This window comes from Myxococcus xanthus, from assembly GCF_013116825.1.
Taxonomy (GTDB): Bacteria; Myxococcota; Myxococcia; order Myxococcales; family Myxococcaceae; genus Myxococcus; species Myxococcus xanthus_B.
Window position 1 is genome coordinate 41341 of the sequence record NZ_JABFNS010000014.1, and the last position, 23719, is coordinate 65059.

Annotated in this window: 25 protein-coding genes; 5 read left to right on the forward strand and 20 right to left on the reverse strand. The window is 69.4% G+C overall.

What is annotated here, in order from left to right; genetic code table 11:
- Positions 1 to 6: 6 nt before the first annotated feature.
- The 4 genes from HNV26_RS06040 to fsa all read right to left on the reverse strand — a co-directional run bounded on the left by HNV26_RS06040 (position 7) and on the right by fsa (position 3920).
- Complete coding sequence (locus HNV26_RS06040) at positions 7 to 972, reverse strand: electron transfer flavoprotein subunit alpha/FixB family protein (RefSeq protein WP_171440941.1); 966 nt, start codon at positions 970 to 972, stop codon at positions 7 to 9.
- A gap of 36 nt (positions 973 to 1008) precedes the next feature.
- A complete protein-coding gene (locus HNV26_RS06045) occupies positions 1009 to 1806 on the reverse strand; it encodes an electron transfer flavoprotein subunit beta/FixA family protein (protein ID WP_171440942.1) in 798 nt (265 codons plus the stop codon).
- A gap of 117 nt (positions 1807 to 1923) precedes the next feature.
- On the reverse strand, positions 1924 to 3060 hold the full coding sequence (locus tag HNV26_RS06050) for an acyl-CoA dehydrogenase family protein (RefSeq protein WP_026114250.1): 1137 nt from the start codon (positions 3058 to 3060) through the stop codon (positions 1924 to 1926).
- A gap of 188 nt (positions 3061 to 3248) precedes the next feature.
- Positions 3249 to 3920, reverse strand: coding sequence for a fructose-6-phosphate aldolase (gene fsa / locus HNV26_RS06055; RefSeq protein WP_011555873.1), 672 nt, complete (start codon positions 3918 to 3920; stop codon positions 3249 to 3251).
- 132 nt (positions 3921 to 4052) lie between these two features.
- Between fsa and HNV26_RS06060 the strand changes: the two genes are divergently transcribed.
- Entirely contained in the window at positions 4053 to 5111 is a 1059-nt protein-coding gene (locus HNV26_RS06060) for a KpsF/GutQ family sugar-phosphate isomerase (RefSeq protein ID WP_090492336.1), read from the forward strand.
- An 83-nt stretch (positions 5112 to 5194) separates the two neighbouring features.
- Here HNV26_RS06060 and HNV26_RS06065 read toward each other — a convergent pair whose 3' ends face one another.
- The 9 genes from HNV26_RS06065 to mutM all read right to left on the reverse strand — a co-directional run bounded on the left by HNV26_RS06065 (position 5195) and on the right by mutM (position 13828).
- Positions 5195 to 6535, reverse strand: coding sequence for a tetratricopeptide repeat protein (locus HNV26_RS06065; protein WP_171440943.1), 1341 nt, complete (start codon positions 6533 to 6535; stop codon positions 5195 to 5197).
- A complete protein-coding gene (gene folK, locus HNV26_RS06070; RefSeq protein ID WP_011555876.1) occupies positions 6532 to 7056 on the reverse strand; it encodes a 2-amino-4-hydroxy-6-hydroxymethyldihydropteridine diphosphokinase in 525 nt (174 codons plus the stop codon). The genes HNV26_RS06065 and folK overlap by 4 nt, the downstream gene beginning before the upstream one ends.
- The gene (locus tag HNV26_RS06075) at positions 7053 to 7823 is read right to left on the reverse strand and encodes a fumarylacetoacetate hydrolase family protein (protein ID WP_090492332.1); all 771 of its coding nucleotides are present in this window, start codon (positions 7821 to 7823) and stop codon (positions 7053 to 7055) included. Before HNV26_RS06075 ends, folK begins: the two co-directional genes overlap by 4 nt.
- Positions 7820 to 8635 (reverse strand): 4-hydroxy-tetrahydrodipicolinate reductase, encoded by an 816-nt coding sequence (gene dapB / locus HNV26_RS06080; RefSeq protein WP_171440944.1) that lies wholly within the window; start codon positions 8633 to 8635, stop codon positions 7820 to 7822. Before dapB ends, HNV26_RS06075 begins: the two co-directional genes overlap by 4 nt.
- A 39-nt stretch (positions 8636 to 8674) precedes the next feature.
- On the reverse strand, positions 8675 to 9562 hold the full coding sequence (gene dapA, locus HNV26_RS06085) for a 4-hydroxy-tetrahydrodipicolinate synthase (protein ID WP_171440945.1): 888 nt from the start codon (positions 9560 to 9562) through the stop codon (positions 8675 to 8677).
- A gap of 16 nt (positions 9563 to 9578) precedes the next feature.
- Positions 9579 to 10820, reverse strand: a complete 1242-nt coding sequence (gene lysA, locus HNV26_RS06090) for a diaminopimelate decarboxylase (protein ID WP_171440946.1) — start codon at positions 10818 to 10820, stop codon at positions 9579 to 9581.
- Positions 10817 to 11065 carry an LPS translocon maturation chaperone LptM gene (gene lptM, locus HNV26_RS06095; RefSeq protein ID WP_171440947.1) on the reverse strand — a complete coding sequence of 83 codons (249 nt, stop codon included), beginning with the start codon at positions 11063 to 11065 and terminating at the stop codon, positions 10817 to 10819. Before lptM ends, lysA begins: the two co-directional genes overlap by 4 nt.
- Before the next feature lie 2 nt (positions 11066 to 11067).
- Entirely contained in the window at positions 11068 to 12879 is a 1812-nt protein-coding gene (locus tag HNV26_RS06100; RefSeq protein ID WP_171440948.1) for a TIGR04551 family protein, read from the reverse strand.
- A gap of 76 nt (positions 12880 to 12955) precedes the next feature.
- Positions 12956 to 13828 (reverse strand): bifunctional DNA-formamidopyrimidine glycosylase/DNA-(apurinic or apyrimidinic site) lyase, encoded by an 873-nt coding sequence (gene mutM / locus HNV26_RS06105; protein ID WP_171440949.1) that lies wholly within the window; start codon positions 13826 to 13828, stop codon positions 12956 to 12958.
- A gap of 204 nt (positions 13829 to 14032) precedes the next feature.
- Between mutM and HNV26_RS06110 the strand changes: the two genes are divergently transcribed.
- The gene (locus HNV26_RS06110; protein ID WP_171440950.1) at positions 14033 to 14857 is read left to right on the forward strand and encodes a M48 family metallopeptidase; all 825 of its coding nucleotides are present in this window, start codon (positions 14033 to 14035) and stop codon (positions 14855 to 14857) included.
- A gap of 10 nt (positions 14858 to 14867) precedes the next feature.
- On the opposite strand, the gene HNV26_RS06115 is transcribed toward HNV26_RS06110, so the two are convergent.
- Positions 14868 to 15914, reverse strand: coding sequence for a YihY/virulence factor BrkB family protein (locus tag HNV26_RS06115; RefSeq protein ID WP_090492317.1), 1047 nt, complete (start codon positions 15912 to 15914; stop codon positions 14868 to 14870).
- Between the two features lie 123 nt (positions 15915 to 16037).
- On the reverse strand, positions 16038 to 16925 hold the full coding sequence (locus HNV26_RS06120) for an MTAP family purine nucleoside phosphorylase (RefSeq protein ID WP_171440951.1): 888 nt from the start codon (positions 16923 to 16925) through the stop codon (positions 16038 to 16040).
- 93 nt (positions 16926 to 17018) lie between these two features.
- On the opposite strand from HNV26_RS06120, the gene HNV26_RS06125 reads away from it, so the two are divergent.
- A complete protein-coding gene (locus HNV26_RS06125; protein WP_171440952.1) occupies positions 17019 to 17849 on the forward strand; it encodes a hypothetical protein in 831 nt (276 codons plus the stop codon).
- Between the two features lie 342 nt (positions 17850 to 18191).
- Here the strand turns inward: HNV26_RS06125 and alkB are convergent, their stop codons facing one another.
- The 5 genes from alkB to HNV26_RS06150 are packed head-to-tail and all read right to left on the reverse strand — an operon-like array spanning position 18192 to position 22251.
- On the reverse strand, positions 18192 to 18845 hold the full coding sequence (alkB, locus tag HNV26_RS06130) for a DNA oxidative demethylase AlkB (RefSeq protein WP_171440953.1): 654 nt from the start codon (positions 18843 to 18845) through the stop codon (positions 18192 to 18194).
- A 9-nt stretch (positions 18846 to 18854) separates the two neighbouring features.
- On the reverse strand, positions 18855 to 19658 hold the full coding sequence (locus HNV26_RS06135) for a 2OG-Fe(II) oxygenase (RefSeq protein ID WP_216611847.1): 804 nt from the start codon (positions 19656 to 19658) through the stop codon (positions 18855 to 18857).
- 49 nt (positions 19659 to 19707) lie between these two features.
- Positions 19708 to 20685, reverse strand: a complete 978-nt coding sequence (locus HNV26_RS06140) for a DMT family transporter (RefSeq protein WP_171440954.1) — start codon at positions 20683 to 20685, stop codon at positions 19708 to 19710.
- Positions 20658 to 21677, reverse strand: coding sequence for a tRNA epoxyqueuosine(34) reductase QueG (queG, locus tag HNV26_RS06145; protein ID WP_171440955.1), 1020 nt, complete (start codon positions 21675 to 21677; stop codon positions 20658 to 20660). The genes HNV26_RS06140 and queG overlap by 28 nt, the downstream gene beginning before the upstream one ends.
- Positions 21678 to 21690: 13 nt before the next feature.
- Positions 21691 to 22251 carry a cob(I)yrinic acid a,c-diamide adenosyltransferase gene (locus tag HNV26_RS06150; RefSeq protein WP_140866419.1) on the reverse strand — a complete coding sequence of 187 codons (561 nt, stop codon included), beginning with the start codon at positions 22249 to 22251 and terminating at the stop codon, positions 21691 to 21693.
- Positions 22252 to 22399: 148 nt separating this feature from the next.
- On the opposite strand from HNV26_RS06150, the gene HNV26_RS06155 reads away from it, so the two are divergent.
- Together HNV26_RS06155 and HNV26_RS06160 are read left to right on the forward strand one after the other, a co-directional pair.
- The gene (locus tag HNV26_RS06155) at positions 22400 to 23194 is read left to right on the forward strand and encodes a thymidylate synthase (protein WP_171440956.1); all 795 of its coding nucleotides are present in this window, start codon (positions 22400 to 22402) and stop codon (positions 23192 to 23194) included.
- On the forward strand, positions 23191 to 23670 hold the full coding sequence (locus tag HNV26_RS06160) for a dihydrofolate reductase (protein ID WP_171440957.1): 480 nt from the start codon (positions 23191 to 23193) through the stop codon (positions 23668 to 23670). The genes HNV26_RS06155 and HNV26_RS06160 overlap by 4 nt, the downstream gene beginning before the upstream one ends.
- Positions 23671 to 23719: the final 49 nt, after the last annotated feature.

Here is a 23719-nt window from a genome sequence, read left to right on the forward strand (position 1 = left end):
CCGGGACTACTTCAGCTTCGCCAGCTCCGCGCGCAGCTCGGGCAGCACCTTGAAGAGGTCCGCCACCATCCCGTAGTCCGCCACCTGGAAGATGGGGGCCTCGGGGTCCTTGTTGATGGCGACGATGGTCTTCGAGCTCTTCATGCCCGCCAGGTGCTGGATGGCGCCGCTGATGCCCGCCGCGATGTAGAGCGCCGGAGCCACCACCTTGCCCGTCTGGCCGACCTGCAGGTCGTTGGGAACCCAACCCGCGTCGCACACCGCGCGGGACGCGCCCACCGCGGCGCCCAGGTCGTCCGCCAGGCCCTCAATCTCCTTGAAGTCGCCCTTGGTGCCGCGGCCACCGGAGATGACGACGCGCGCCTCGGTCAGCTCGGGACGCGCGCTCTTCACTTCCTTGAAGTCGACGAACTTCGTCTTGGAGGCCTCGACCTTCGGGCTGAAGGTCTTCACCTCGGCGGCGCCCTGACCGCCAGCGGCGGCGGGGAACTCGGTGGCGCGCAGGGTGAGCACCTTCACCGGCGTGGTGAGCTTCACGTCGGCGAAGACGTTGCCGGCCCACATGGGGCGGGTGAAGGTGATGTCCGCGCCGCTGCCGTTGATGGCCATGACGTCGGTGGCCATGGCGGCGCGCAGACGGCCGGCCACGCGGGGCAGCAGGTCCTTGCCCTGCGCGGTGGACGCCATGCCGATGTAGTCCGCCTTCAGCTCCTGGGCCAGGGCGGCGATGGCGGGCGCGTAGGTCTCCGCGAGGTAGTGCTCCAGCTCGGCGGCGGCGCCCAGGTGGACGGCCTTCGCGCCGTAACCCTTGAGCTCGTCAGCGACCTTCGCGGGGTCCTTCCCCACCAGGGCGATGTGCAGCTCGCCACCGGCCTTCTCCGCGAGCTGCTTGCCGGCGGAGATGGCGTTGAGGGTGGCCTTGCGGAGGTTCCCGTCCGGCTGCTGCTCGGCGACAATGAGAACGATAGGCATTTGGATGACTCCGTAGAGAGTGTGCGGAAGGGCCGCTCAGACGACCTTCGCCTCGTTGTGCAGCTTCTCGACCAGGGCAGGAACGTCCGCGACCTTGATGCCGGCCTTGCGCGCCGGGGGCGCGGACATCTTCAGGACCTGGATGGCGGGGGTGACATCCACGCTCAGCTTGGCCGGCGTCAGCTCCTCGATGGGCTTGCTCTTCGCCTTCATGATGCCCGGGAGGCTGGCGTACCGCGGCTGGTTGAGGCGCAGGTCCGTGGTGACGACGGCGGGCAGCTGGCACTCCACCGTGGCGAGCCCGTTGTCGACCTCGCGAATCACCTGCACGCTCTTCTTGTCGGCGGTGAGGACGATGGCGGGGACCTTGTTCTTCTCCTGCTCGCTCTCCATGGACTCCACCTTGGAAGCGAACGTGGCCTGGCCCCAGCCGAGGAACTCGGCGAGGTACTGGCCCACCTGGTTCTGGTCATCGTCGATGGACTGCTTGCCGAGGATGACGAGGTCCGGCTGCTCCTTCTCCACGACCTTCTGGAGCAGGGCCGCGATGCCGAGCTGGTCCACCGGGCCGGTGTGGTTCACCCACACGGCGCGGTGCGCACCCATGGCCAGGGCGTGCCGGAGCTGCTCCTGCACTTCCTTGCCACCGATGGACACCACGACGACCTCGCCCTGGTGCTTCGCGACGAGCCGAAGTCCTTCTTCGACGCCGATTTCATCGAAGGGGTTGATCTTGTACTTCAGCCCCTCCTGAACGATGCCCGAGCCATCCGGCTTGACCTTGATCTTCGACTCGGGGTCTTCCACGCGCTTGGCGGTGACGAGGATCTTCACGGCGGTGCTTCTCCTTACGGGGAGGAGTTTGGAATCTGGAAAAAACGGTCTGGGTTAATAGGCACTGGCGCGTCGCGGCGGCAATGGGAAACGGCCGCCGGACGCAGTGCCGCGGCGCTACTTGAACAGTTCCCGCGCGATGACGAGCCGCTGGACCTGGCTGGTGCCCTCGTAGACCTGGATGAGCTTGGCGTCGCGCATCAGCTTCTCCACGGGGTACTCCTTGATGTAGCCGTAGCCGCCGTACACCTGGACGGCGTCGGTGGCGACCTTCATGGCCATGTCCGCGGCGAAGCACTTCGCGTAGCTGGACTGGAGGGAGTTGCGCTTGCCCTCGTCCAGGAGCCACGCGCTCTCGTAGGTGAGCATGCGCGCCGCGTGGGTGTTCATCGCCATGTCGGCAATCATGAACTGGATGGCCTGGTGCTCGATGATGGGCTTGCCGAAGGTGCGGCGCTGGGTGGAGTACTCCATGGAGTGCTCCAGCGCGGCGCGGGCGATGCCCACGGAGAACATGGCCGTCAGCGGGCGGCTGTTGTCCAGCGTGGCCATGGCGATGGCGAACCCCTGCCCCTCTTCGCCAATGCGGTTGGCCACCGGGACGCGCACGTCCTCGAACGTCAGCGACACCGTCTCGCTGGCGCGCTGGCCCATCTTGTTCTCGTGCTTGCTGACGGAGAGCCCTTCGGGGCGGCCCTCCACCACGAAGCAGGTGATGCCCTTGTGCTTCTTGCCCTTATCCACCGTGGCGAACACCGTGTACTGGCTCGCCTGGCCGCCGTTGGTGATGAAGCACTTGGCGCCGTTGAGGACGTAGTGATCTCCGTCCAGCCGCGCCGTCGTCTGCATGTTGGCCACGTCACTGCCGGCCTCGGGCTCCGTGAGGCAGAACGAGGAGAACTTCAGCTTCTCCGTGAAGGGCGTGAGCAGCCGCTTCTTCTGCTCCTCGGTCGCGTGGAGGATGATGGGGAGGTTGGCCAGGTCGTTGGCGATGATGGACGTCGCCACGCCCGCACAGCCCCAGCTCAGCTCCTCGGCGACGATGGTCTGGTCCAGATGGGACAGGCCCACGCCGCCGTACTCGGCGGGTATCGCCATGTTGAGCAGCCCCAGCTCCCACGCGGTCGTCAGCAAATCGAGTGGGAAGGTGGCCGTCTCGTCGTAGTGGGCGGCCTTCGGACGCACCACTTCGCGGGCGAACTTGCGTGCCGCGTCCTGCAGCGCGCGCTGGGCGTCGGTGAGCTGGAATTCCATGGGGACCTCGTGACGGGTTCTGCTCGTTGACTCGGGAGTCAACGAATACATGCCGCGGCGCGAAATCGCCAGTGCAACCCGCCGGGAACCGGAGGCGGCCGGGCTCCATTTTTCTCAAAAAAACAGGCCCCAACCCCGCAGAGGGATTGGAGCCACGGAAACCGCCGTTAGTCTGTATTTCCCGAGGGCTATTTGGCCGCGGGCGGCTTGGCGGCCTTGGGGACCTTCTCCCAGTCGGCCAGGAACTTCTTGATGCCGGCGTCGGTGAGCGGGTGGTTCGCCAGTTGGGTGATGACATTGTAGGGCAGCGTGGCCACGTCCGCGCCCAGGCGGGCGGCCTGGAGCACGTGCACGGGGTTGCGCACGCTGGCCACCAGCACCTGCGTGTTGAAGTGCTCGTAGTTCCGGTAGATTTCCAGGATGTGGGAGATGAGCTCCATGCCGTCCTGGGAGATGTCATCCAACCGGCCCACGAAGGGCGACACGTAGGTCGCGCCGGCCTTGGCGCACAGCAGGGCCTGGTTGGCGGAGAAACACAGCGTGACGTTGGTGCGGATGCCCTCGGCGGTCAGCGCCTTGGTGGCCTTCATGCCCTCCACGCCCATGGGAATCTTCACCACGACGTTGTCGTGGATCTTCGCCAGGGAGCGGCCTTCCTTGATGAGCTCGTCCGCTTCCATGGACACACATTCGGCGCTGATAGGGCCGTCCACGATGGAGCAGATTTCGCGGATGGTCTCCTCCAGGCCCCGGCCTACCTTGGCGAGCAAGGACGGGTTGGTCGTCACTCCGTCCACGCAGCCCATGGCGTGGGCCTTGCGAATCTCCTCCACGTCGGCGCTGTCGATGAAGAACTTCATCTCGTCCCTCTCTTGAAGGTGGAATGTGCCCCGGCCAAAGGAGGCCGGGCGAGCAGGCGCGTAACCGATGCCCCCCCATGCGTCAAGGGTGGCCACCGCGGGGGGGCGGAGGTAGAAGGCCGGACACTGAACATGGCCCGCCCTTCCCGCTCCGCCGCCAAGAAGCCCCGCCTGCGCGCCCTCCCCGGCCGTCCCGCACAGGCGCCTGCCGTCCTCCCCGATGCGGAGGCCACGCTCGCCTACGCGCGGAGCGTGCTGGAGGCCGAGGCCCGCGCCATCCTCGGCGTGACGGAACGTCTGGGAGACGACTTCCTGCGCGCCGTGCAACTGGTGCGCGACTGCCGGGGCCAGGTCATCGTCACCGGCATGGGCAAGGCGGGCCACATCGGCCAGAAGCTCTCCGCCACGCTGGCCTCCACGGGCATCCGCTCCGTGTACCTCCACCCCGCCGAGGCCGTGCACGGAGACCTGGGCCGCGTGGGCCGGGGCGACGTCATCCTCGCGCTGTCCAACAGCGGCTCCACGGAAGAGCTGATTCGCCTGCTCCCCTCCTTCAAACGGATGGAGACGCCCGTCATCGCCCTCACCGGCGACGCGAAGAGCCCGCTGGGCCGCGGCGCGGACGTGGTGCTGGACATCGGCGCCATCGCGGAGGCGTGCCCCATGGGCCTGGTGCCCACGGCCTCCACCGCCGCGCTGCACGCGATTGGCGACGCGCTGGCGATGACGGTGCTGCGCTCGCGGCCCTTCGGCACGGAGGACTACGCGCTGCTGCACCCGGGCGGGAAGCTGGGGCGCTCCGTACAGCGCGTCTTCGAGCTGATGCGCACCGGCAACGCCAACCCGCTGGTGCGCGACACCTCGCCCCTGTCCGCGGTGGTGGGGGTGATGACGAAGACGCCGGGCCGTCCGGGCGCCGCGTGCGTGGTGGACAAGGCGGGGAAGCTGGTGGGCATCTTCACCGACGGCGACTTGCGCCGCCGCGTGGAGGCGGGCCTCACCGACTTCACCGTGCCCGTGCGCGAGCTGATGGGGAAGAACCCGCGCTGCGTGACGCCGGAGACGCTGGTGCTGGCCGCGGCCACGCAGATGCGCGAGCTGCGGGTGGACCAGCTCCCCGTGGTGGACGTGGAAGGCCGCGCCGTGGGCCTGCTCGACGTGCAGGACCTGCTGGCCGCGAAGTTCGTCTGAGGCGTGGGCCGCGGAGTGCCGCCGCGGGGTCCTGCTGAACCTGCAGGACCCGCCGGCCGCGAAGCACTTCTAGCGCGTGGGCGCTACTTGCCCAGCTTCGCCTGCAGGCTGGCCTTGTTGGGGTAGTCCGGCGCGTCGGTGGCGAGCTTCTCCCAGAGCGCCTTCGCGCCCTTGTCGTCGCCCTTGGCCTTAAGCGTGTCGCCCAGCTTCTCCACGGAGAGCGGGTCGGTCTGCACGGCCACGCCCCACACGCGCACCGCCATGGGACGCTCCAGGGACACCAGGGCCCAGGCCATGCCCGCCTTCGCGCGCCCGTTCTCCGGCTGGAAGGGCACCACTCGCGTGTAGTTGGCGAGCGCTTCCTGGTACTGGCCCTTCGCCAGGAGCTCCTCGCCCTCGTCCACCAGCTTCGCCAGGCCCTGCTCCAGCTCCGGCGTGCGCTCGGTGCTCTTCACCGCGTCCACCATCTCCTGCGACAGCGGCCGCGGCGCATCCGGCGCGGCGGCGGCGGGCGCCTGCGACAGGCGGATGCGGCGGTCCTCCGCGCGCGAGGCGAGCAGCTGCTTGCGGCCCCCCGCCTTCACCGTCTCCTCCACCAGCGCCACCATCCGCTTCGCCATGGGCGCGCGGAACGAATCCGGGTACGTGGTCGCGACCGCCTCGAAGCCCTCGCCCGCCTTCTTCAGCGCCGCCACGTCATCGCCCTTCGTCTCGAAGAGCAGCGCCGCGCGCGCGTAGAGGGCCTCCTCGTGCAGGGGCTCCACCTCCAGCACGGCGTCGTAGGCCACCAGCGCCTTGCCGCTGTCGTTGGACAGGTAGAGCGTGTTGGCCTGCATCACCGCCACGTCCAGCACCGGCGCCAGCGCCGCGCGCGCACAGGCCGCCGCGCCCGCGGTGTCACCCTTCTTCGCGCGAGCCTGCGCGGCGGCGCCCATGTCCTCCACCGGCATGTTCGGGGTGAAGCCGCAGCCCGCCGCCTCCGCGGTGGGCACCGCGGCCTTGCCCAGCTTCTTGCGCTGCGCCAGGAACAGCTCCCGCGTGGGCTGGGCGCGCGCCAGGGCCTGCTGAAGGTAGGTGCTGGCCTCCGCGTTGCGGCCGTTCACGTAGTACAGGCGGCCCAGCGACGCGGCGATTTCGAAGGTCTTCTCACGGTCCGCCAGCCCCTCCGTGGAGTCGAGCTGGCGCAGCAGCTCCTCCGCGGACGGCGGCGCCCGGCCCGTGCCCGACATGGGCGGGTGGCCCGGGGGCAGTTGCTCCGGGCTGATGCTGGGAGCCGCGCCCTCCGCCGGCGGGTGGCCCTCCGGCAGGCCAGAGGTGGCGGGAGAGGCCGTGGTCCCCGGAGGGATGACCGGGTGGCCGGGAGGCAGCGTCGAGGGCTGGGCGGTCAGCAGCGCCGCGGTGGCCAGGGCAAGGGACAGGTTCATGTGTCGTTGCTCGAGTAGCTCGCTTCCGGCCACCACGTGGCCTCGCTCCTGCGGACATCCTGCGGGGCGAGTTTCCCGAGGAGCTCCTTCACCGACATCCCCAGTACCGGATGACGCAGGTGGGGCGCCAGTTCAACGAGCGGCTCCAGGGCGAAGCGGCGCTTGTGCAGCTCCAGGTGGGGCACCTGGAGCGTGGGGTCGGCCACCACCTGTCCCTCCCAGAAGAGGATGTCCAGGTCGATGGTGCGCGGGCCCCAGCGCACCTCCCGGGTGCGGCCCAGGTCCTTCTCAATCTGCTGAAGGATGCAGAGCAGCCGCTGCGGCGGCAGGCCACACTCCAGGGCCACCACCGCGTTGAGGAAGCGCGGCTGCGGCGGCCCCACGGGGGCGCTGTCGAAAAGGGAGGAGCAGTGGAGCACCGCCACCGCGTCGATGCGGGACAGCGCGGACAGGGCGGCGACGAGATGATTCTCGCGCTCCCCCTCGTTGGAACCCAACCCGACGTAGACGGTGTCGCTCACGGCTCCATCTCAACAGGGTTCACCAGGGTTCCGATTCCCTCCAGCTCCACCTCCACCGTGTCCCCGGCCGACAGCTTCCCCACACCCGACGGCGTCCCGGTGCTGACGATGTCCCCGGGCAGCAGCGTCATGATGTGGGAGATGAACGACACCAGGCGCGCGGGACTGAAAATCATGTCGGACGTGCGGCTGTCCTGGCGCACCTGCCCGTTCACCCGGCACACGATGCGGAGGTCGTCGGGAGACAGGCCCGTCACCGCCCACGGCCCCGCGCACGCGAAGGTGTCGTAGCCCTTGGCGCGGGTGTGCTGAATCTCGCGGCGCTGGACGTCGCGCGCCGTCACGTCGTTGAAGCACGTGAGGCCCCAGATGGCGCGCGCGGCGGTGGACTCGTTGGCGTTCTTCAACTTCTCGCCGATGACGAGCGCCAGCTCCGCCTCGTAGTGGACTTCCTGGCTCGCCTTGGGGATGCGGATGGGCGAGCCCGTGCCATTGAGCGCCGTGGAGGGCTTGGTGAAGATGAGCGGCTCGGGCGGCACCGGCTTGCCCATCTCCTCCGCGTGCTTGCGGTAGTTCTGACCGATACACACGACCTTGGACGCGTCCGACGGCACCAGCAGCGTCAGCGAGGACAGCGAACGGTGGATGCCCGTCTCCTTCGCGCCGGCCCAGGGCGCGGCGGTGAGGACCACCACCTCGGAGCCTTCCACCCGGCCGTGGTGCGCACGGCCCTCATGCAGGAAGCGGCAGTAGCGCGCGGTCGTCATGAAGTCCTCTGGAAGCCGAGCACGTCGGCCATGTCATGGAGACCCGGCGCGCGCCCCACCACCCAGCGCGCGGCCCTCAGCGCGCCAGCAGCGAACTGGTCTCGGTTGGTGGCGCGGTGCGTGAGCTCGATGCGCTCGCCCTCGCCCAGGAAGTACACGGTGTGCTCGCCCACCACGTCGCCGCCCCGCAGCGTCTGCACACCAATCTCGCGCGCGGGCCGCGCGCCAATCTGCCCATGCCTGGCGAAGGTGAGGTCCTCCTGGGTGCGCCCCAGGGCCTCCGCCAGTACGTCCGCCAGCCGCAGCGCGGTGCCGCTGGGCGCGTCCTTCTTCATGCGGTGGTGCGCCTCCAGCACCTCCACGTCGAAGCCCGGCCCCAGCACCCGCGCCAGCTCCGCCGCCATGCGGATGACCAGGTTGACGCCCACCGACATGTTCGGCGCGGCGACGATGGGCACCGCCTTCGCGCTCTCCGCCAGCGCCGCGGACGCCTCCGGCGTGAAGCCGGTGGAGCCCACCACCAGGGCCACGCCGCGCGCGGCACACACCTTCGCGTGCGCCACGCTCAGCTCCGCGCTGGTGAAGTCGATGACGACGTCCGCCCGCGCGGCGTCCAGCGCTCGCTCCAGGCTGTCCACCACCGTCACGTCCACCGGGCCCAGCCGCGCCGCCACCCCGGCGTCCTGGCCCACCGAGGCACTGCCCGGCCGCGCCGTGCCGCCCACCACCCGCAGGTCTCCCGAGTCGAGCGCCAGGCGAAGCAACGTGCTCCCCATGCGGCCGGTGATGCCGGTGATGACGGTGCGAATCATGTCTGCCGCGCTCCAGGTAACGGCGGGATGAGGGAAAGCTCAGCCCGTGAGCAGGCCCAGTTGGCGCAGGGTGTCGCGAAGCTTCGCGGCGTTGGGCTCGGTCATCTGCACCAGGGGCAACCGCATTTCGGGCCCGAACAATCCCATCACGTGCAATCCCCACTTCACGGGCGTGGGGTTGGACTCGATGAAGAGCAGGCGGTGCAGCTCGTTCATCCGCACCTGGAGGTCGCGCGCCACCGCGATATTCCCCGCGCGCGCCGCCGCCACCAGGTCCGCCATCATCCGCGGCGCCACGTTGGACGACACGGAGATGACGCCCTTGCCGCCGCAGGCGATGAAGGGCAGCACGGTGAAGTCGTCACCGGACAAGAGCGTCATCCGGTCGCCGCACTTCTCCAGGATGTCGATGGCCCGAGGCATGCTGCCGGTGGCCTCCTTGAGCGCCACCACCTCGGGGATGTCACACAGCCGCAGCACGGTGTCGGGCAGCAGGTCCACGCCCGTCCGGCCCGGCACGTTGTAGGCGATGATGGGGAAGCCCGGGTGCGCCTTGGCCACCGCGCGGTAGTGCTCCAGCAAGCCCGCCTGCGTGGGCTTGTTGTAGTAGGGCGTGACGATGAGCGTGCCGTCCGCGCCCGCGTCGCGCACGCGGCGCACGCCTTCGATGGTCTCCGCGGTGCTGTTGGAGCCGGCGCCGCCCACCACCGTCACGCGGCCCTTCGCCTCCTCCACCACCACCTTCACCGCGCGGGCCCGCTCGTCGGCCGTCATCGTCACGGCCTCGCCGGTGGTCCCCATGGGGACCAGCACGCTGGTGCCCCCTTCAATCTGCTGGCGGACCAGCGCCCGGTAAGCGGGCTCATCGAGCGCTCCGTTGCGGAACGGAGTGGCCAGCGCCGTCATGGAGCCTTCGAAGGTCTTCATGCCGGCGCTTATACGTTCAGGCCCGCTCGCCGCGCCAGAGATCCTCGACGCGCTCCCGCTCCCGGACCACGCGCCACGCCTCGCCGTCCACCAGCACCTCGGCCGGGCGTGGCCGGGAGTTATAAGTGGACGACATACTCATGCCGTACGCGCCCGCGCTCATGAAAGCGAACAACTCGCCTGCTTGCGGAAGCACCAGGGGCCGCGCCTTCGCCAGCACGTCGGTGGATTCACACACCGGCCCCACCACGTCTACCTCCACCGCCTTGCCCCGCCGCTTCACCAGGGGCTGAAGGCCGTGGTGCGCCTCGTAGAGCGCGGGGCGCAGCAAGTCATTCATGCCCGCGTCCACCACCACGAAGTGCCGCGCTGGCGTCTTCTTCCGGTACAGCACGCGCGTGAGCAACACGCCCGCGTTGCCCACCAGCGCCCGGCCCGGCTCCAGGATGAGCGTGGCCCCGGTGGCACCCGCCGCGGCCAGCACGGTGCGGGCGTACTCCTCCGGAGACGGCGGCGTCTCGTCCGAATAGGTGATGCCCAGCCCGCCGCCCACGTCCAGGTACGCCAGCGGATGGCCCTTTTCCTTGAGCGCGGAGTACAGGCCCGCCACCTTGGACAAGGCCGCGCGAATGGGCGCCGTCTGGGTGAGCTGCGAGCCGATGTGGCAGTCCAGCCCGGCGGCCAGCAGGCCCTTCATCTTCTTCGCGCGCGCGTAGAGGGCCACCGCCTCCTCGAACGGCACGCCGAACTTCGACGTCTTCAAACCGGTGGAGATGTAACGGTGCGTGCGCGCATCCACGTCCGGATTCACCCGAAGGGCGAATGGCGCGCGGCGCCCCAGGCGGCGTCCCACGGCGTCCAGCGCCTCCAACTCCTCGGCGCTCTCCACGTTGAAGAGGAGGATGCCCGCGGCCAGCGCCGTCTCCATCTCCTCCTGCGTCTTGCCCACGCCAGCGAACACTGTCTTCCCGGCGTCGCCGCCCACATGCCGCACCCGGGCCAGTTCGCCTCCGGAGACGATGTCGAACCCGCCGCCCCGCTCGGCGATGAGCCGGAGGATGGCCAGGTTCGAGTTGGCCTTCACCGAGTAGCAGATGAGGTGCGGCCGGTCTCCGAAGGCCTCCGTCACCACCCGGATGTGCCGGGTGAGCGTGGCGGTGGAGTACACGTAGGTGGGCGTGCCCACGGACTCGGCGATGGCCGCCAGCGGCACCTCCTCCGCGTAGAGTACGCCCTTGCGGTAGGCGAAGTGATTCACGGGGCTCCCGCGTCCTCGGACTCCGGCGGTGACAGCGGTGTCTCCACGCCGGTCTCCGGCGTGGGAGACAGGTTGGGCCCCGACGGCTCCAGGGGCCCTCGCTCCGACGCAGGGGGCGGCGGCTGCGTCTGCGTCGCGGGCGCTGGCGGCGGCCCGGGCGGCCGAGGCGGCCCCTTGATGCCACACGCCGCCAGCGTCAGTGACACGCTGGCGGCCACGCACAGCCGCGCGAGGACCTGGCGCATGGCTAGAACTGCATCCCCAGCCACGCGCGGATGGTCTGCGGCGTGTCCAGGTCGCTGCGCAGCGCCTCGTTGAACTCCTGCAGGCCGCTCATCGGGAACAGGATGCCGTAGGCGACGCCGGCGACGAACCCGTCCTCCGTCTTGTAGTCCGCGCCCACGTTGACCTCCAGGCCCAGCGCCTTGTTCGTGAAGGACGGCGTGGACTGCGCGTACATGGCCTGCGAGTAGATGACGCGGCCGTAGATGTCGAAGCCCTCGGTGATGGTGTACTTCGCCGACGGGCGGACATAGAACGCGTCCGTCACCCCGACCAGCAGCTCGCGCCACAGGATGAGGTCGACGCGGTAGTCGCGGTTGAAGCGGAAGTTGCGGATGGCGTTGTCCCTGCAGCCACCCACGTCGCAGGCGTACTGCGGGCCCTCGAAGTCCCCTTCCACCGTCCGACCATTGGGGCCCGAGCCCGGACGGCCCGGCTGGTTGCCGAAGCCCGGCGCCTTGTCGCCGGAGGCGAAGCCCAGCTCCAGGTTCAGCGACAGCTTCTGGTCCAGCAGCCGCAGCTCGCCCTGCGCAACGCCGCCGAACTGGGCCACGGTGAGGCTCTGGTTGAGCGTGGGGTCGTTGATGCCGCCCACGTCCAGCGCGCGGTTGCCGATGCGGCCCAGTTGGGCGGCGGCCTCGAACTCCAGCCGCCAGTTCTTCTCCTCGTACTTCAGCCACAGGTCCGGCACGAACAGCGACGCGTCGCGCGGGATGAAGCCGGTGTTCTGGCCGTTCGTGGTGGAGCCGTCGTACTCCCACTTCTGGGTGCGGTAGGTGAAGTGCAGGCCGTACTGGAGCACGCCCTGGTTGTTGTCCAGCTTGGAGCGGATGACCTGGTCGGTGTCCCGGCGCGCGATGGCAATCACCCAGCTGTGCGCGTCATCGGACTGGGTCAGGTCGATGGGCTCGCCCACGGTGCCGCGCGTGTCGGTGACGCCCTCCGAGTTGAAGTCCAGCATCGGCGTCACGTACCAGCCCTCGAAGGGGTTGGTGACGAACTGGACGCGGTCCACGGTGTCGCCGAAGTCGCAGTCGAAGCAGGTGCCGTCGTTGCGCAGCATGCCCAGGCCCCACTGGCTGCCCATGCGGCCGAAGCGCAGGATGCCCACCGGCGTCTTCACCTCACCGTAGGCGCGGCGCAGCTTGATGGAGTCCTGGAGCGCGTCCGCCAGCGGGTCCTGGCTCTCGGAGAAGATGCCGAAGAGGTTGCGCGTGTTGCCGGGCAGCAGCGTGTCCGGCATGGCGCCCATGATGAAGTTGTCCAGGCCGAGGACCTCCATCTTCAACGCCACCTGCTCGGAGATGTTGAAGGTGGGCGCCAGGCGCACGCGCATGGTGGCGAAGGACTGGGTGTTCTCCTGCGCGCTGCGAGGCGAGCGCGGGAAGAGCTCCCGGCCAGGCGCCTTGCCCAGGTCGAACTTGTAGAAGAGCGTGGGGCGGACGCGGAAGTAGCCGTCGAGCGTGAAGACCTCGAGCTTGCGCTTCTCCTCCGGGAACTCCTCGGCCCACTCGTCCGTGGCGCCAATGGACTGCTTGGCGGCCTCGGCGCGAATCTCCTCGCGCAGCTCCTCCTTCAGCGCTTCCAGGTCGTCACGGCTGACGCCCTCGCGAGTGGAGGACACAGGCGCGGTCTCCGCGGGAACAGACTCCGCGGGGGCGGCGGGAGCAGCGGGTGCGGCTTCCGCGGGCGCGGGCGGGCTACCCTCCGGCACCGGCGTCTGAGCGGTGGCCGTGGACGAAGCGACGAGTAGCGCCGCCAGCAGGGCGTGAGACATGGGCAACGATCTCCAGGGCCACCTGGGGCGGCCGGGTCTGAAAGGCGGGCGATTCAAGCGACGGGACCAAGGGGTGTCAACGCTTACCAGGGCGGGCCTTCGCGCCGTCAACGGCCGGCCCCCCCGCCTCACTTCGGCGTCCGTCCCCCGGCTGGCACCGGGGGCAGAAGTGGGTGGTACGGCCTCCCTGGGTGAAGGACTCGACCTGGGTACCACACTGGGAGCATGGGCTCCCCGCGCGGCCGTACACCTGGAATGGATTCTCCGAGCGCCCCTCCTCCAGGTACACCGGCTCCTCCCCCTCCTGCTCCTTGAGGCCGAAGTCGATGGTGGCGCGGATGGCCTGGACCAGGCGTTTCCACTCGTCCGGCGTCAGGGAGCCGGGCTGGCGCGAGGGGTGGAGGCCCGCGCGGAAGAGCGCCTCGGCCGCGTGGATGTTGCCCAGGCCGGAGATGCGCTCCTGGTCCATCAGCGCCACCTTCAGCTCCTTCCGGGACGAGCCCACGGCCTGCTGGAGCTGCCCCGCGGTGAGGCCATCCGCCAGCGGATCCCTCCCCAGGATTCGCACCGCGTCCAGCTCCCGCAGACGCGCGGCGGGCACCGGCTCCAGGCGGCCGAACATTCGTGGATCGGAAAAGTGGATGACATGGCCGTCGTCCAGATGGAACCGGGCGCGACTGTAGGGCGCCACCTGCCCCTCGGTGCGGCGGACGAACTTGCCCGTCATCCCCAGGTGCCCCATCAGCCCCTTGCCGCCCTCGAAGGCGAAGAGCAGGTACTTGCCCCGGCGGACCAGCGACTCCAACCGGCCCGTCAGCGAGTCGAACTGATGGCGCTCGGCGCCTCGGAAGATGCGGGTGTTCTCCGACTCGGCGTGCACGAGGCGCCGGTCGCTGAACCAGCGCACCAGGTTGCGCCGCGCGATTTCGACTTCGGGTAGCTCTGGCATCCTGCGGGGCACATACACCGGCGGGCGTCCCCACGCACCGCCTACCTGCCGGGCAGTGAACACGGGTGTGGTGGCGGCGCGAAAGCCGGATGCCTGGATGCTTGCACCACGTGGCCCTTGAAGGCAGGTGCCGATGTGGGCCAGCGTCGCGCCTCCCGCGGAGCGACGCGGCGTAGACCTCTGGAAAGAAAGGTAGCACTCGTCATGCAGCGCATCCTCGTGGCGGTACTGGGAGTCACCCTGGCATTGGGCCTGTCGACGGGCTGCGCCAAGCAGCGCATCTCCGCCGAGAAGGCCGTGGCCCGCACCCTCATCTCCGACGAGCAGGAGGAGCAGCTCGGCAAGCAGGTCAAGGCGGAGCTGGAGACGAAGGAGAAGATCAAATACGTGCAGAACGCGGCCGTCGTCGACTACGTGCGCGGCATCTCCGCCAGCATCCTGAACCAGGCCTCCAAGGACCGGCCCGGGGTGAAGTGGAAGATCAACGTCATCGACGACCCGAAGATGGTCAACGCCTTCGCCACGCCCGGCGGCTACCTGTACGTCTACACCGGCCTCATCCTGGCCGCGGACACGGAGGCGGAGCTGGCCGGCGTCATGGCGCACGAGGCGGGCCACGTCGTGGGCCGCCACTCCGCGCGCGCCATGGTCAACCAGATGGGCCTGCAGGCCATCACCCAGGCGGCGCTGGGGCAGAACCCGGGCACCGTCGCGCAGATCGCCGCGTCGCTGGTGAGCGGCGGCACGCTGCTGGCGCACGGCCGCGGCGAGGAGATTGAAGCCGACGAGTACGGCGCCCGCTACGCCTCCGGCGCGGGCTATGACCCGCGGGGCCTCATCACCTTCTTCGAGAAGCTCCAGAAGGAGCAGGGCGACACGCCCGCGCTGATGAAGTGGCTGAGCACGCACCCCACCAACAGGGACCGCATCGCGAACATCCAGAAGATCATCTCGCAGAAGAACCTGCGGGGCAGCAACAACGGCCCGGGCGGGCTTCCCGCCATCAAGCAGGCCCTGGGCGGCAAGTAGTCCCCGGCCGTCAGTGCAAGGTGGAGGAGCGAGGGTCCTGCTCCTCCACGGTGGGCTCGGGCTCCTGCCCCCGGGCCACGCGGCGCCGCCACCGGAAGCGCGCCAGCTTCGACCGCATGGCGCTGCTGGCGCTCTTGGCCGCGCCGGGCGTCTTCAGGGGCGGCTCCAGCGGCGCGGGCTCCCCGAAGCCGCGGGCGCCCTTCGACTTCCCCTCCACCGAGGCGTGCTCGAGGATGGCGTTGATTTCGCCTCCGACGATGAAGATGAGCCCGGAGAGGTAGAGCCACAGCAGCAGCACCATCACGCCACCAATGGAGCCATAGGTGACGTTGTACTTGCCGAAGTGCTCCACGTACTGCGTGAAGCCCCAGGTGCTCGTCAGCCACAAGCCCGTGCCCAGGACGGAGCCGGGGGTGATGTACTTGAAGCGCTGCTTCACGTCGGGCAGCAGGTAGTAGCAGAGCGCCAGCACCAGCATCACCAGTGACGCGGTGAAGGGCCAGCGCAGCCAGGACCACACGAGGTGGAAGGCGTCCACGAGTTGCAGCTTGCCCGCCAGCCACAGCCCCAGCCGCCCGCCGAGCAGGAACGCGGCGAAGGACAGCGGGATGAGCAGCGAGCCCATCAGCGTCACCAGCATCGCCAGGCCCTGCGTCTTCCAGAGGGGCCGGGATTCAGAGACGTCGTAGGCCAGGTTGAGCGCGGTGCGCAGCGCATTCACGCCGCGCGACGCGGACCACAGCGTGATGACCAGACCGGCCGTCAGCAGCTTGGGCTGGGGCTGGTTGACCAGGGACTGCAGGTGGCCGGTGATGAGGCCCAGCGCGTCTCCCGGCACCAGCGGACGGATGCGGTCCAACATCGCGTCCACCGCGCCCGGGGCAAACGGCAGGTACGCCACCAGCGTGACGAGGAAGAAGAGGAAGGGGAACAGCGAGAACAGCAGGTAGTACGACAGCTGCGCCGCGATGTCGGTGACGCTGTCCTCCTGGAACTCCCTCACGAAGCGTCGGCTGAACTCGCGCCAGGACAGGTGCTTGAGTCTGGGCAACCGCATGCTCGCCTCCTCGCTCCGGGTCGTACCGGGGCTCAGAAGGTGAAAACGGAAGCGCGCTTTGGCAGCAGGCGGCCAGGCGAGCGCACGGCGTGTGGCCCGGCCGGATGACCTGGTGCGGTGTCGTCAGGCGACGTTGGGCGGGAGGTATCTGCCCAGCAGTGGACGGAGGCGGCCGCGCACCTCGTCGGGGATGCGGCTGCGCTCGGTGCCGATGGCCAGGGCCAGCGCGGTGTCGCAGCGGCAGGTGGCGCGGGCTTCGCCGATGCGAGGCAGCGCGCGGCGGATGAGCGCGGCGCCGCTGGCGGTGACGGCCTTCCGGTTGTGGGAGACCTGCGCCAGCAGATCGTCATGCTCCTGCCCTGGCGCGCGCGGCTGCCACGAGTCGTAGTCCGTGGGCAGCGCCACCATGGCGTAGTGGAGCTCCGCCTCGCGGGCGAGCCGGGCCTCGGGCATGCCCGTCATGCCCACCAGGTCTCCTCCCCACGTGCGGTAGAGCATGCTCTCCGCGCGAGTGCTGAGGGACGGGCCTTCGATGCAGACGTAGGTGGCCTCGGTGTGCACGGTCGGCCCCAGCGGGTCCCTGGCGTGCTCGAGCACCTGGCGCAGGGTGCCGCAGAAGGGGTTGCCCAGGTCCACGTGGACGGCGACGTCGTCGTAGAAGGTGCAGGGACGGCGGTAGGTGCGGTCGATGACCTGGTCCGGCAGGGCGAGTTGGAGCGGATGGATGTGCTCGCGCAGGCTGCCCACGGTGCCGGTGGCGAGGACGTGGGTGACGCCCAGGACCTTCAGCGCGTACATGTTGGCGCGGTAGGGGGCGCGGGTGGCGTTGTAGACGTGGCCGGTGCCGTGGCGGGCGACGAAGGAGACGGAGACGCCGTCGAGTTCGGTGGTGACGATGGGGCCCGCGTGGGGACCGAAGGGCGTCTCCAAGATGTGGGACTCGCCCTTGCCGGGGATGCCCAGTGCCTGGGCCAACCCGGGGCTCCCGATGATGCCCACCCTGACAGCCATGTGCCTCCTCGTGGCGCGACCATCGCGCCAGGGGACCATAACGCGCCCCCCTGGCGCCGGAACCCCAGAAGACTGGTAGTTTTCGTAATCGCCATGCGAGCCCTTCTGATTCTTGGCCTGACCCTCGCCGCCGGCCCCGCCGCGGCCGCCGTCCCTTCTGGCTGCCAGGAGGACTACGCGACCTGCAAGGAGGACTGCTCCATCCAGTACGGGGGCAGCGGGCGCACCATCAAGCAGCTCACCCACTGTCTGGCCGAATGCCAGGAGGGCGTGGGTCTGTGTGCGGACCGGCACTCGTCGCTGAAGGGGCTGCCCCCCGGGGTGGTGGCGGATCCGCCGAAGCGGCGGAACGGAAAGCGGCTGACCCGCGAGGAGGACCCGTTCGGCGACGGTGACGCGCAGCCCACGCGCAGACGCAGCAGCCGCGAGGAGGACCCGTTCGGGGATGAGAAGCCCTCGGGCCGGCGGGACGGCTACCGCGCGTCGGAGTCCTCCGCCGCTGCGGAGCCTTCGCGCCGCGCGCCGGAGCCGGTATCTCCGCCGCCGCCGTCCTCCGGTGTCGCGGTGGAGGCCACGCGGACGGGCGTGTACCGGGCGAGTGAATCGGACCCACCTCCGTCCCCTACTCCCGCCTCGGCCCCCGCCGACCCGACGTCCCTGGGCGACCTGGACTCTCTCGATGACGAGCCCACGGTGATGGCGGCGCCCGAGCCCGCGCCCGCGCCAGCCGCGCCCGAGCCGGTGAAGCCCGCTCCGCCCGCGGTCTCCGCGAGCCCGGCGAAGAAGGACCCGCTGCTCGACGAAGACGTGTCCGACGCGCCGTCTCCGGTGGTGAAGAAGCCGGAGCCCAGCAAGTCCAGCAAGCCGGCGCTGCCGCCAGAGCCCAAGTACGACATCTCCGAGTGGGACCCCAACGGGGACTGATGCGCGCCAAGCCGATCCGGCTCGGCGCTCGACATCCAGGCTGGCCCGCCAGAGCGCGAACGGAGAAATCCCCGCGCAGCCGCTCTCCTGGCCACCACCTCCACGGACTCAGGCAGCACGTACGGACGGCGGCATGAGAAGAAGCGGTCGAAGGCGAAGTCGTAGACGCCTTGCCCGGTCGGCGCGGACAAGAGCCACGGCCGCGCTTCCGCCTGCAACAGGTCCTCACCAGGACGGAGCATGGCCCCATTCGACGGCGTTCACCGCCGCCCACCATTTCCAACCGGCCAGGTCCACATCGCGAGGCTGAAGCACAGGGAGGCCGCAGCCCTGCTCCAGACATCAACGCGCCTGCCGGAACGTGAGGTTGATGCGATGCCCACCCACCTGCGGATGGTGGCCCGGCTTGAGCGGCGCGACGCCGTGGTAGCGCAGACGGGCTGGCCCGCCCCAGACGACCACGTCGCCATGGCTCAACCGCACTCGCGCCGGCCTGTCCGCGCGCTCCGCGCCACCGAAGAGGAAGACCGCCGGGAGCCCCAGTGAAACGGAGACGATGGGCGCGGTGAAGTCACGCTCGTCCTTGTCCTGGTGTAGCGACATCCTCGCCCCGGGCTCGTAGCGATTCACCAGGCACGCATCAGGGATGAACCCGTCGAAGCCGGCCTTCGAGGCGGCGAGCCGCGCCAGCCGCAGGAAGACCGCCGGCATCTCCGGCCAGGGCCGCCCCTGCACCGGGTCCACCGCGTCGTAGCGATACCCCGTCCGGTCCGTCACCCACCCCCACGAACCGCAGCTCGTCATCGCCACCGACATGCGGAAGCCCCCCGGCGTCTCCATGTGGCGGAAGGGTGAAGCGAGCGCGACGCCATGGACCTCGCGCAGCAACTCCGCGTCGTGGGCCAGCGCGAAGCCCCGAAGCACCATGGCACCGGGGCCCAGCGATTCCTCGCGAGGCCCCGTGCCACCCAGGCCGTCGAACAAGTCCATCGTCATTCGCGCGCCTCAAGCCGCATCATGGAAGATGACGCCCACCGTATGGCGCTGTCCCGAGCGGATGCGGCTGACGCCGTGCCGGAGGTTGACGCGGTACACGCCTCGCGTGCCCTGCACCGGGCGGTGATGGACGGCGAATACCACCGCGTCTCCCTGGCGCAGCGGGACGACCTCCGCCCGTGACTGCATGCGCGGACGCTGCTCGGTGAGGATGAACTCGCCTCCCGTGAAGTCCCGCCCGGGCTCTGACAGCAGAATCGCCACCTGGAGCGGGAAGACGTGCTCCCCATAGAGGTCCTGGTGCAGGCAGTTGTAGTCGTCCGCCTCGTACCGCAACAGCAGCGGCGTCGGCCGCACCTGCCCCGCCGCGTGGCAGCGTTCGAGGTACGCCGCATGCGACTCCGGGTACCGCACCTCGATGCCCATGGCCGCGTTCCAGCGGTTCGCAATCGGCGCGAGCCAGGGGTACAGCGCCTCGCGCAGCCCGGCGACCACGTCCGGCAGCGGGTACTCGAAGTACTTGTACTCACCTCTTCCGAAGCCGTGCCGCGCCATCACCACGCGGCTGCGGAACACGGCGTCATCCGGATACAGCGCCGCCAGGGCGTCACACTCGGCCGGCGTGACGAGCCGCTCCAACGTCGCGCAGCCTCGCGCGTCCAGTTCCTCGGAGACGCGTGCCCAGTCGACGTCGGCCACCCGCGCTGGGACCTGCTTCACGGCTCGGACCGAGCCGGGCGGGCGTGACCTTCCCGCCGTCACCCTCTGCGTGGACACGACGTCTGCTTCCTTCCGTGAAACCCTTGCGGACATGACGGGAAGCTAAAGGGTGACGACAGGCCCGGCACTCCGAGTCTTGCGGCTATCCGACGCTCGATGAGGCGGGAGGCCGCTCTGGCACGGCCGGTGCCACGGCGGGCGGCCGGACGTGCGCCGCCTGTGTCAGTCGCACGCCGAGGAGCACGAGCACGCCGCCCACCGCAATCTCCCAGTGCAGCGCCTCGTCCAGGATGGCCCAGGCGGCCAGCGCGGTCGCCGCGGGCTGGAAGTTGGAGAACACGGCCACCTTCGACGCCGGCACCCTCGACAGCGCGAAATACCAGAGCAGGTACGCCACCACGGACGTGAGCAGGCCCAGGTAGACGATGGAGTTCCGAGCCGCGGAGCTGGCCGCGAGCACCGCCTCCGGCTTCGCGAAGAACGGCGCCATCAGCATCATCATCAACGTGGAGGCCACCATGCTCCACGACGTCGCGCGAATGGGTCCGTGGATGGCGACGAACGGCTTGCCCTCCGTCGTGTACACCACCCACGACATCACCGCGCCCAGGATGAGCAGGTCTCCCATCAACGAGCCGCTCGCATCCGCCAGCCCGCGCCCCAACAGCAACACCACCACGCCCGCGAACGCCGTGACGATGCCGCCCATCGCCCGGACCGAGGCCCGCTCATGGCCCCGTCCCAGGCTGAGCAGGTACACGCCCAGCGGCGTCAGCGCGTACAGCAGCGCCGCGTGCGCCGCCGTCGACTGGGACAGGCCATAGAAGAAGAACACCTGGTTCACCGGCCCCGCCAGCAGGCCCAGCATCAGCACCCGCCCCCACTCGTTGCGCGGCGGCAGCCGGGGCCCGGGCAGGAAACACAGCAACAACATGAACACCGAGCCACTCAATACGAAACGCCACAACACCACCGTGAGCGGCGCCAACTCCGACATCGCGCGCTTGCCCGCCAGGTACGTCCCCGCGCTGATGAGGACCTGGAGGATGAGCCCGGCGTAGACAGGGCCCAATGACTGCGGAGAGGTGGACGTCAGGGGTCGAGCTGAAGGAGCGCCCATTGCGCGGCGGTACGTACCAATTCGCTCGAATCACCGCTGAGCTTTTCCAGCAACGATTTCGCGTCCGCCTGCTTCGCCACACCCAACGCATACACGGCGTTGCGGCGCAGCCCGTCGTAGCGTGCGCGCGCCAGCGCCGTGCCAGGTATTAGGTGCTCATACTGTTCCGGTGTGAGCCCCGCGAGCTCGCGCACGCCCAACTCCGCCACCGCCCGGGGCGCGAAGCGCGGGTGCTCCGCGAACACCGGCCGACGGTTCAGCGGACACACCTGCTGGCAGATGTCGCAGCCGAAAATCAGGTTGTCGAACTTGAACCGGAACGCCTCCGGCACCTGCTGCTCGCGGTTCTCGATGGTCTGGTAGGACAGGCATGCGCGCGCATCCACGCGGCCGTTGCCCACCAGCGCCCCCGTGGGACAGGACATGAGGCAGCGGCGGCACGCGCCGCACCGGTCCGCCGCCGGGCCGTTGCCGTAGTCGTCGACCTCGGCGTCCACCACGAGCGTGGCCAGCAGCACCCACGAACCATAGGGCTCGGTGATGAAGCAGCCATTCTTCCCCACGTAGCCGAGCCCCGCGCGCGCCGCCCACACCTTCTCCATCAGCGGGCCGCTGTCCACGCCGCCGTAGCTGCCCAGCCCCGGGTACATCACGTTGAGCGCCTTGCGGAACGCCTTCATCCGGTCGCGCAGCGTGGAGTGGTAGTCGCGCCCCCGGGCATAGCGCGCGATGGGGGAATCCACCGTCTCCGCGTCGTCGCGCCAGTAGTTGTTCGCGAAGGAGATGACCGTCTTCGCGCCCGGCAGCAGGAGCGAGACGTCCAGCCGCTCGGCGGCTCGCTCACCCATCCAGTCCATGTCCGCCGCGTAGCCCGCGGCCACCCAGGACATCAGGAAGTCGGGCGGGATGGGCTCGGCGCGCGCGAACCCCACCAGGTCGAAGCCAACTGAGCTGGCGAGGTCACGCAGATGGGTGGTGGGCAGCACGTTCACGGGGCGGGTCCGGCTACTTGGAGGGCTTCGCCGGAATCCACTTCACGTCTTCCACGCTCGCACGGTGGTTGACCACACGCGCCAGGACGAAGAGCAGGTCGGAGAGCCTGTTGAGATAGACGACCACCGCCTTCGGAATCTTCCCTTCACGCAGCAGCGGCACCGTGCGGCGCTCGGCGCGGCGGCAGACGGTGCGCGCCAGGTGCAGCGCGCTCGCGGCCTGCGTGCCGCCGGGCAGGATGAAGTGGGTCATCGGCGGCAGCTCCGCCTCGAAGCCGTCGATGGCGCGCTCCATGTCTTCCGCCCACTCAGCCTTCAGCTCGGGGATGTGCGCCGAGGCCTTGGTCCCCTCGGGCGTGGCCAGCACCGCGCCCACCGTGAAGAGCTGGTCCTGGAGCCGGTGGAGCAGCGCGTCCACGTCCGTGGGCCCCTCGAAGCTCCGCACCAGGCCGATGGTCGCGTTCAGCTCGTCCACCTCCCCATACGCGTCCACACGAACGTCGTCCTTCGCGACGCGTCCGCCACCGAACAGACCGGTCTCTCCGGCATCACCGCTCTTCGTGTAGATTTTCATGCCCCGGCTTCTAACGGTGCGTGGCGACTGGCGTCCATGAGAAGCCGCAAACCTGCGACACACGTGTGGGAGGCCCTACCAGTTTTACCCTGAGCGGTGCCCCTGCTTAGCGCTTTGAGTCGGACACCGGCTCAGTTACATGGGCCCCATGCAGCCCTATCTGTCCCTGCTCGACCACGTCCTGCACCATGGGGTGAAGAAGGGCGACCGTACCGGCACGGGGACGCTCAGCGTCTTCGGGCCCCAGCTCCGGTTCGACCTCACGCAAGGCTTCCCGCTCCTCACCACGAAGAAGGTGCACACGAAGTCCATCCTCCATGAGTTGCTGTGGATGCTCGCGGGGGATACCAACGTGCACACGCTCCAGGCCCAGGGCGTCACCATCTGGGACGAGTGGGCCAACGCCGACGGCAGCCTCGGCCCCGTGTACGGGCACCAGTGGCGCTCGTGGACGGCGCCCAACGGCGAGCACATCGACCAGATGAAGGCGCTGGTGGAGGGGCTGAAGAAGAACCCCGACTCGCGCCGCCACATCATCAGCGCGTGGAACGTGGCGGACCTGCCTTCCATGAAGCTGCCGCCCTGCCACGTCCTCTTCCAGTTCTACGTGGCCAACGGGCGGCTGTCCTGCCAGCTCTATCAGCGCAGCGCGGACCTCTTCCTGGGGCTGCCCTTCAACATCGCTTCGTACTCGCTGCTGACGATGATGGTGGCGCAGGTGACGGGCCTGCAGGCGCACGAGTTCATCCACACCGTGGGCGACGCGCACCTGTACCTGAACCACGTGGAGCAGGCGAAGACGCAGCTGTCGCGCGAACCGCGCCCCCTGCCTCGCATGCGCATCAACCCCGAGGTGACGGACCTCTTCGCCTTCAAGTACGAGGACTTCACGCTCGAAGGCTACGACCCGCACCCCGCCATCAAGGCGCCCGTGGCCGTATGAAGCTGTCCGCCATCGTCGCCATGGCGGCGAACCGTGTCATCGGCGCGGGCAACCAGCTCCCGTGGCGGCTGCCCGCGGACCTCGCCCGCTTCAAGCGCATCACCATGGGCCACACCCTGGTGATGGGGCGCAAGACGTACGAGTCCATCGGCCGCCCGCTGCCGGGCCGCACCTTCATCGTCGTCACCCGCCAGCGTGACTTCGCGCCCCCGGGCGTCCAGGTGGCGCACTCCGTGGACGAAGCGCTCTCCCTGGCAAAGGCCAGCGGCGACTCGGAGGTCTTCATCGCCGGAGGCGCGGACCTCTACGCCCAGACGATGGACCGCGTGCAGCGCATCTACCTCACGCGCATCGCCCGGGACTTCCCTGGCGACACCTGGTTCCCCGACGTGGACCTGTCGGGTTGGACATGCGTCCAAGAGCAAGCACATCCCGACGCCGAGCCCCCCCACACCTTCCTCACCTACGAGCGCTGACCGGCGGCGTCTACATGCATGCCCGGGCGAGGGCGCGCGCCCACATTCC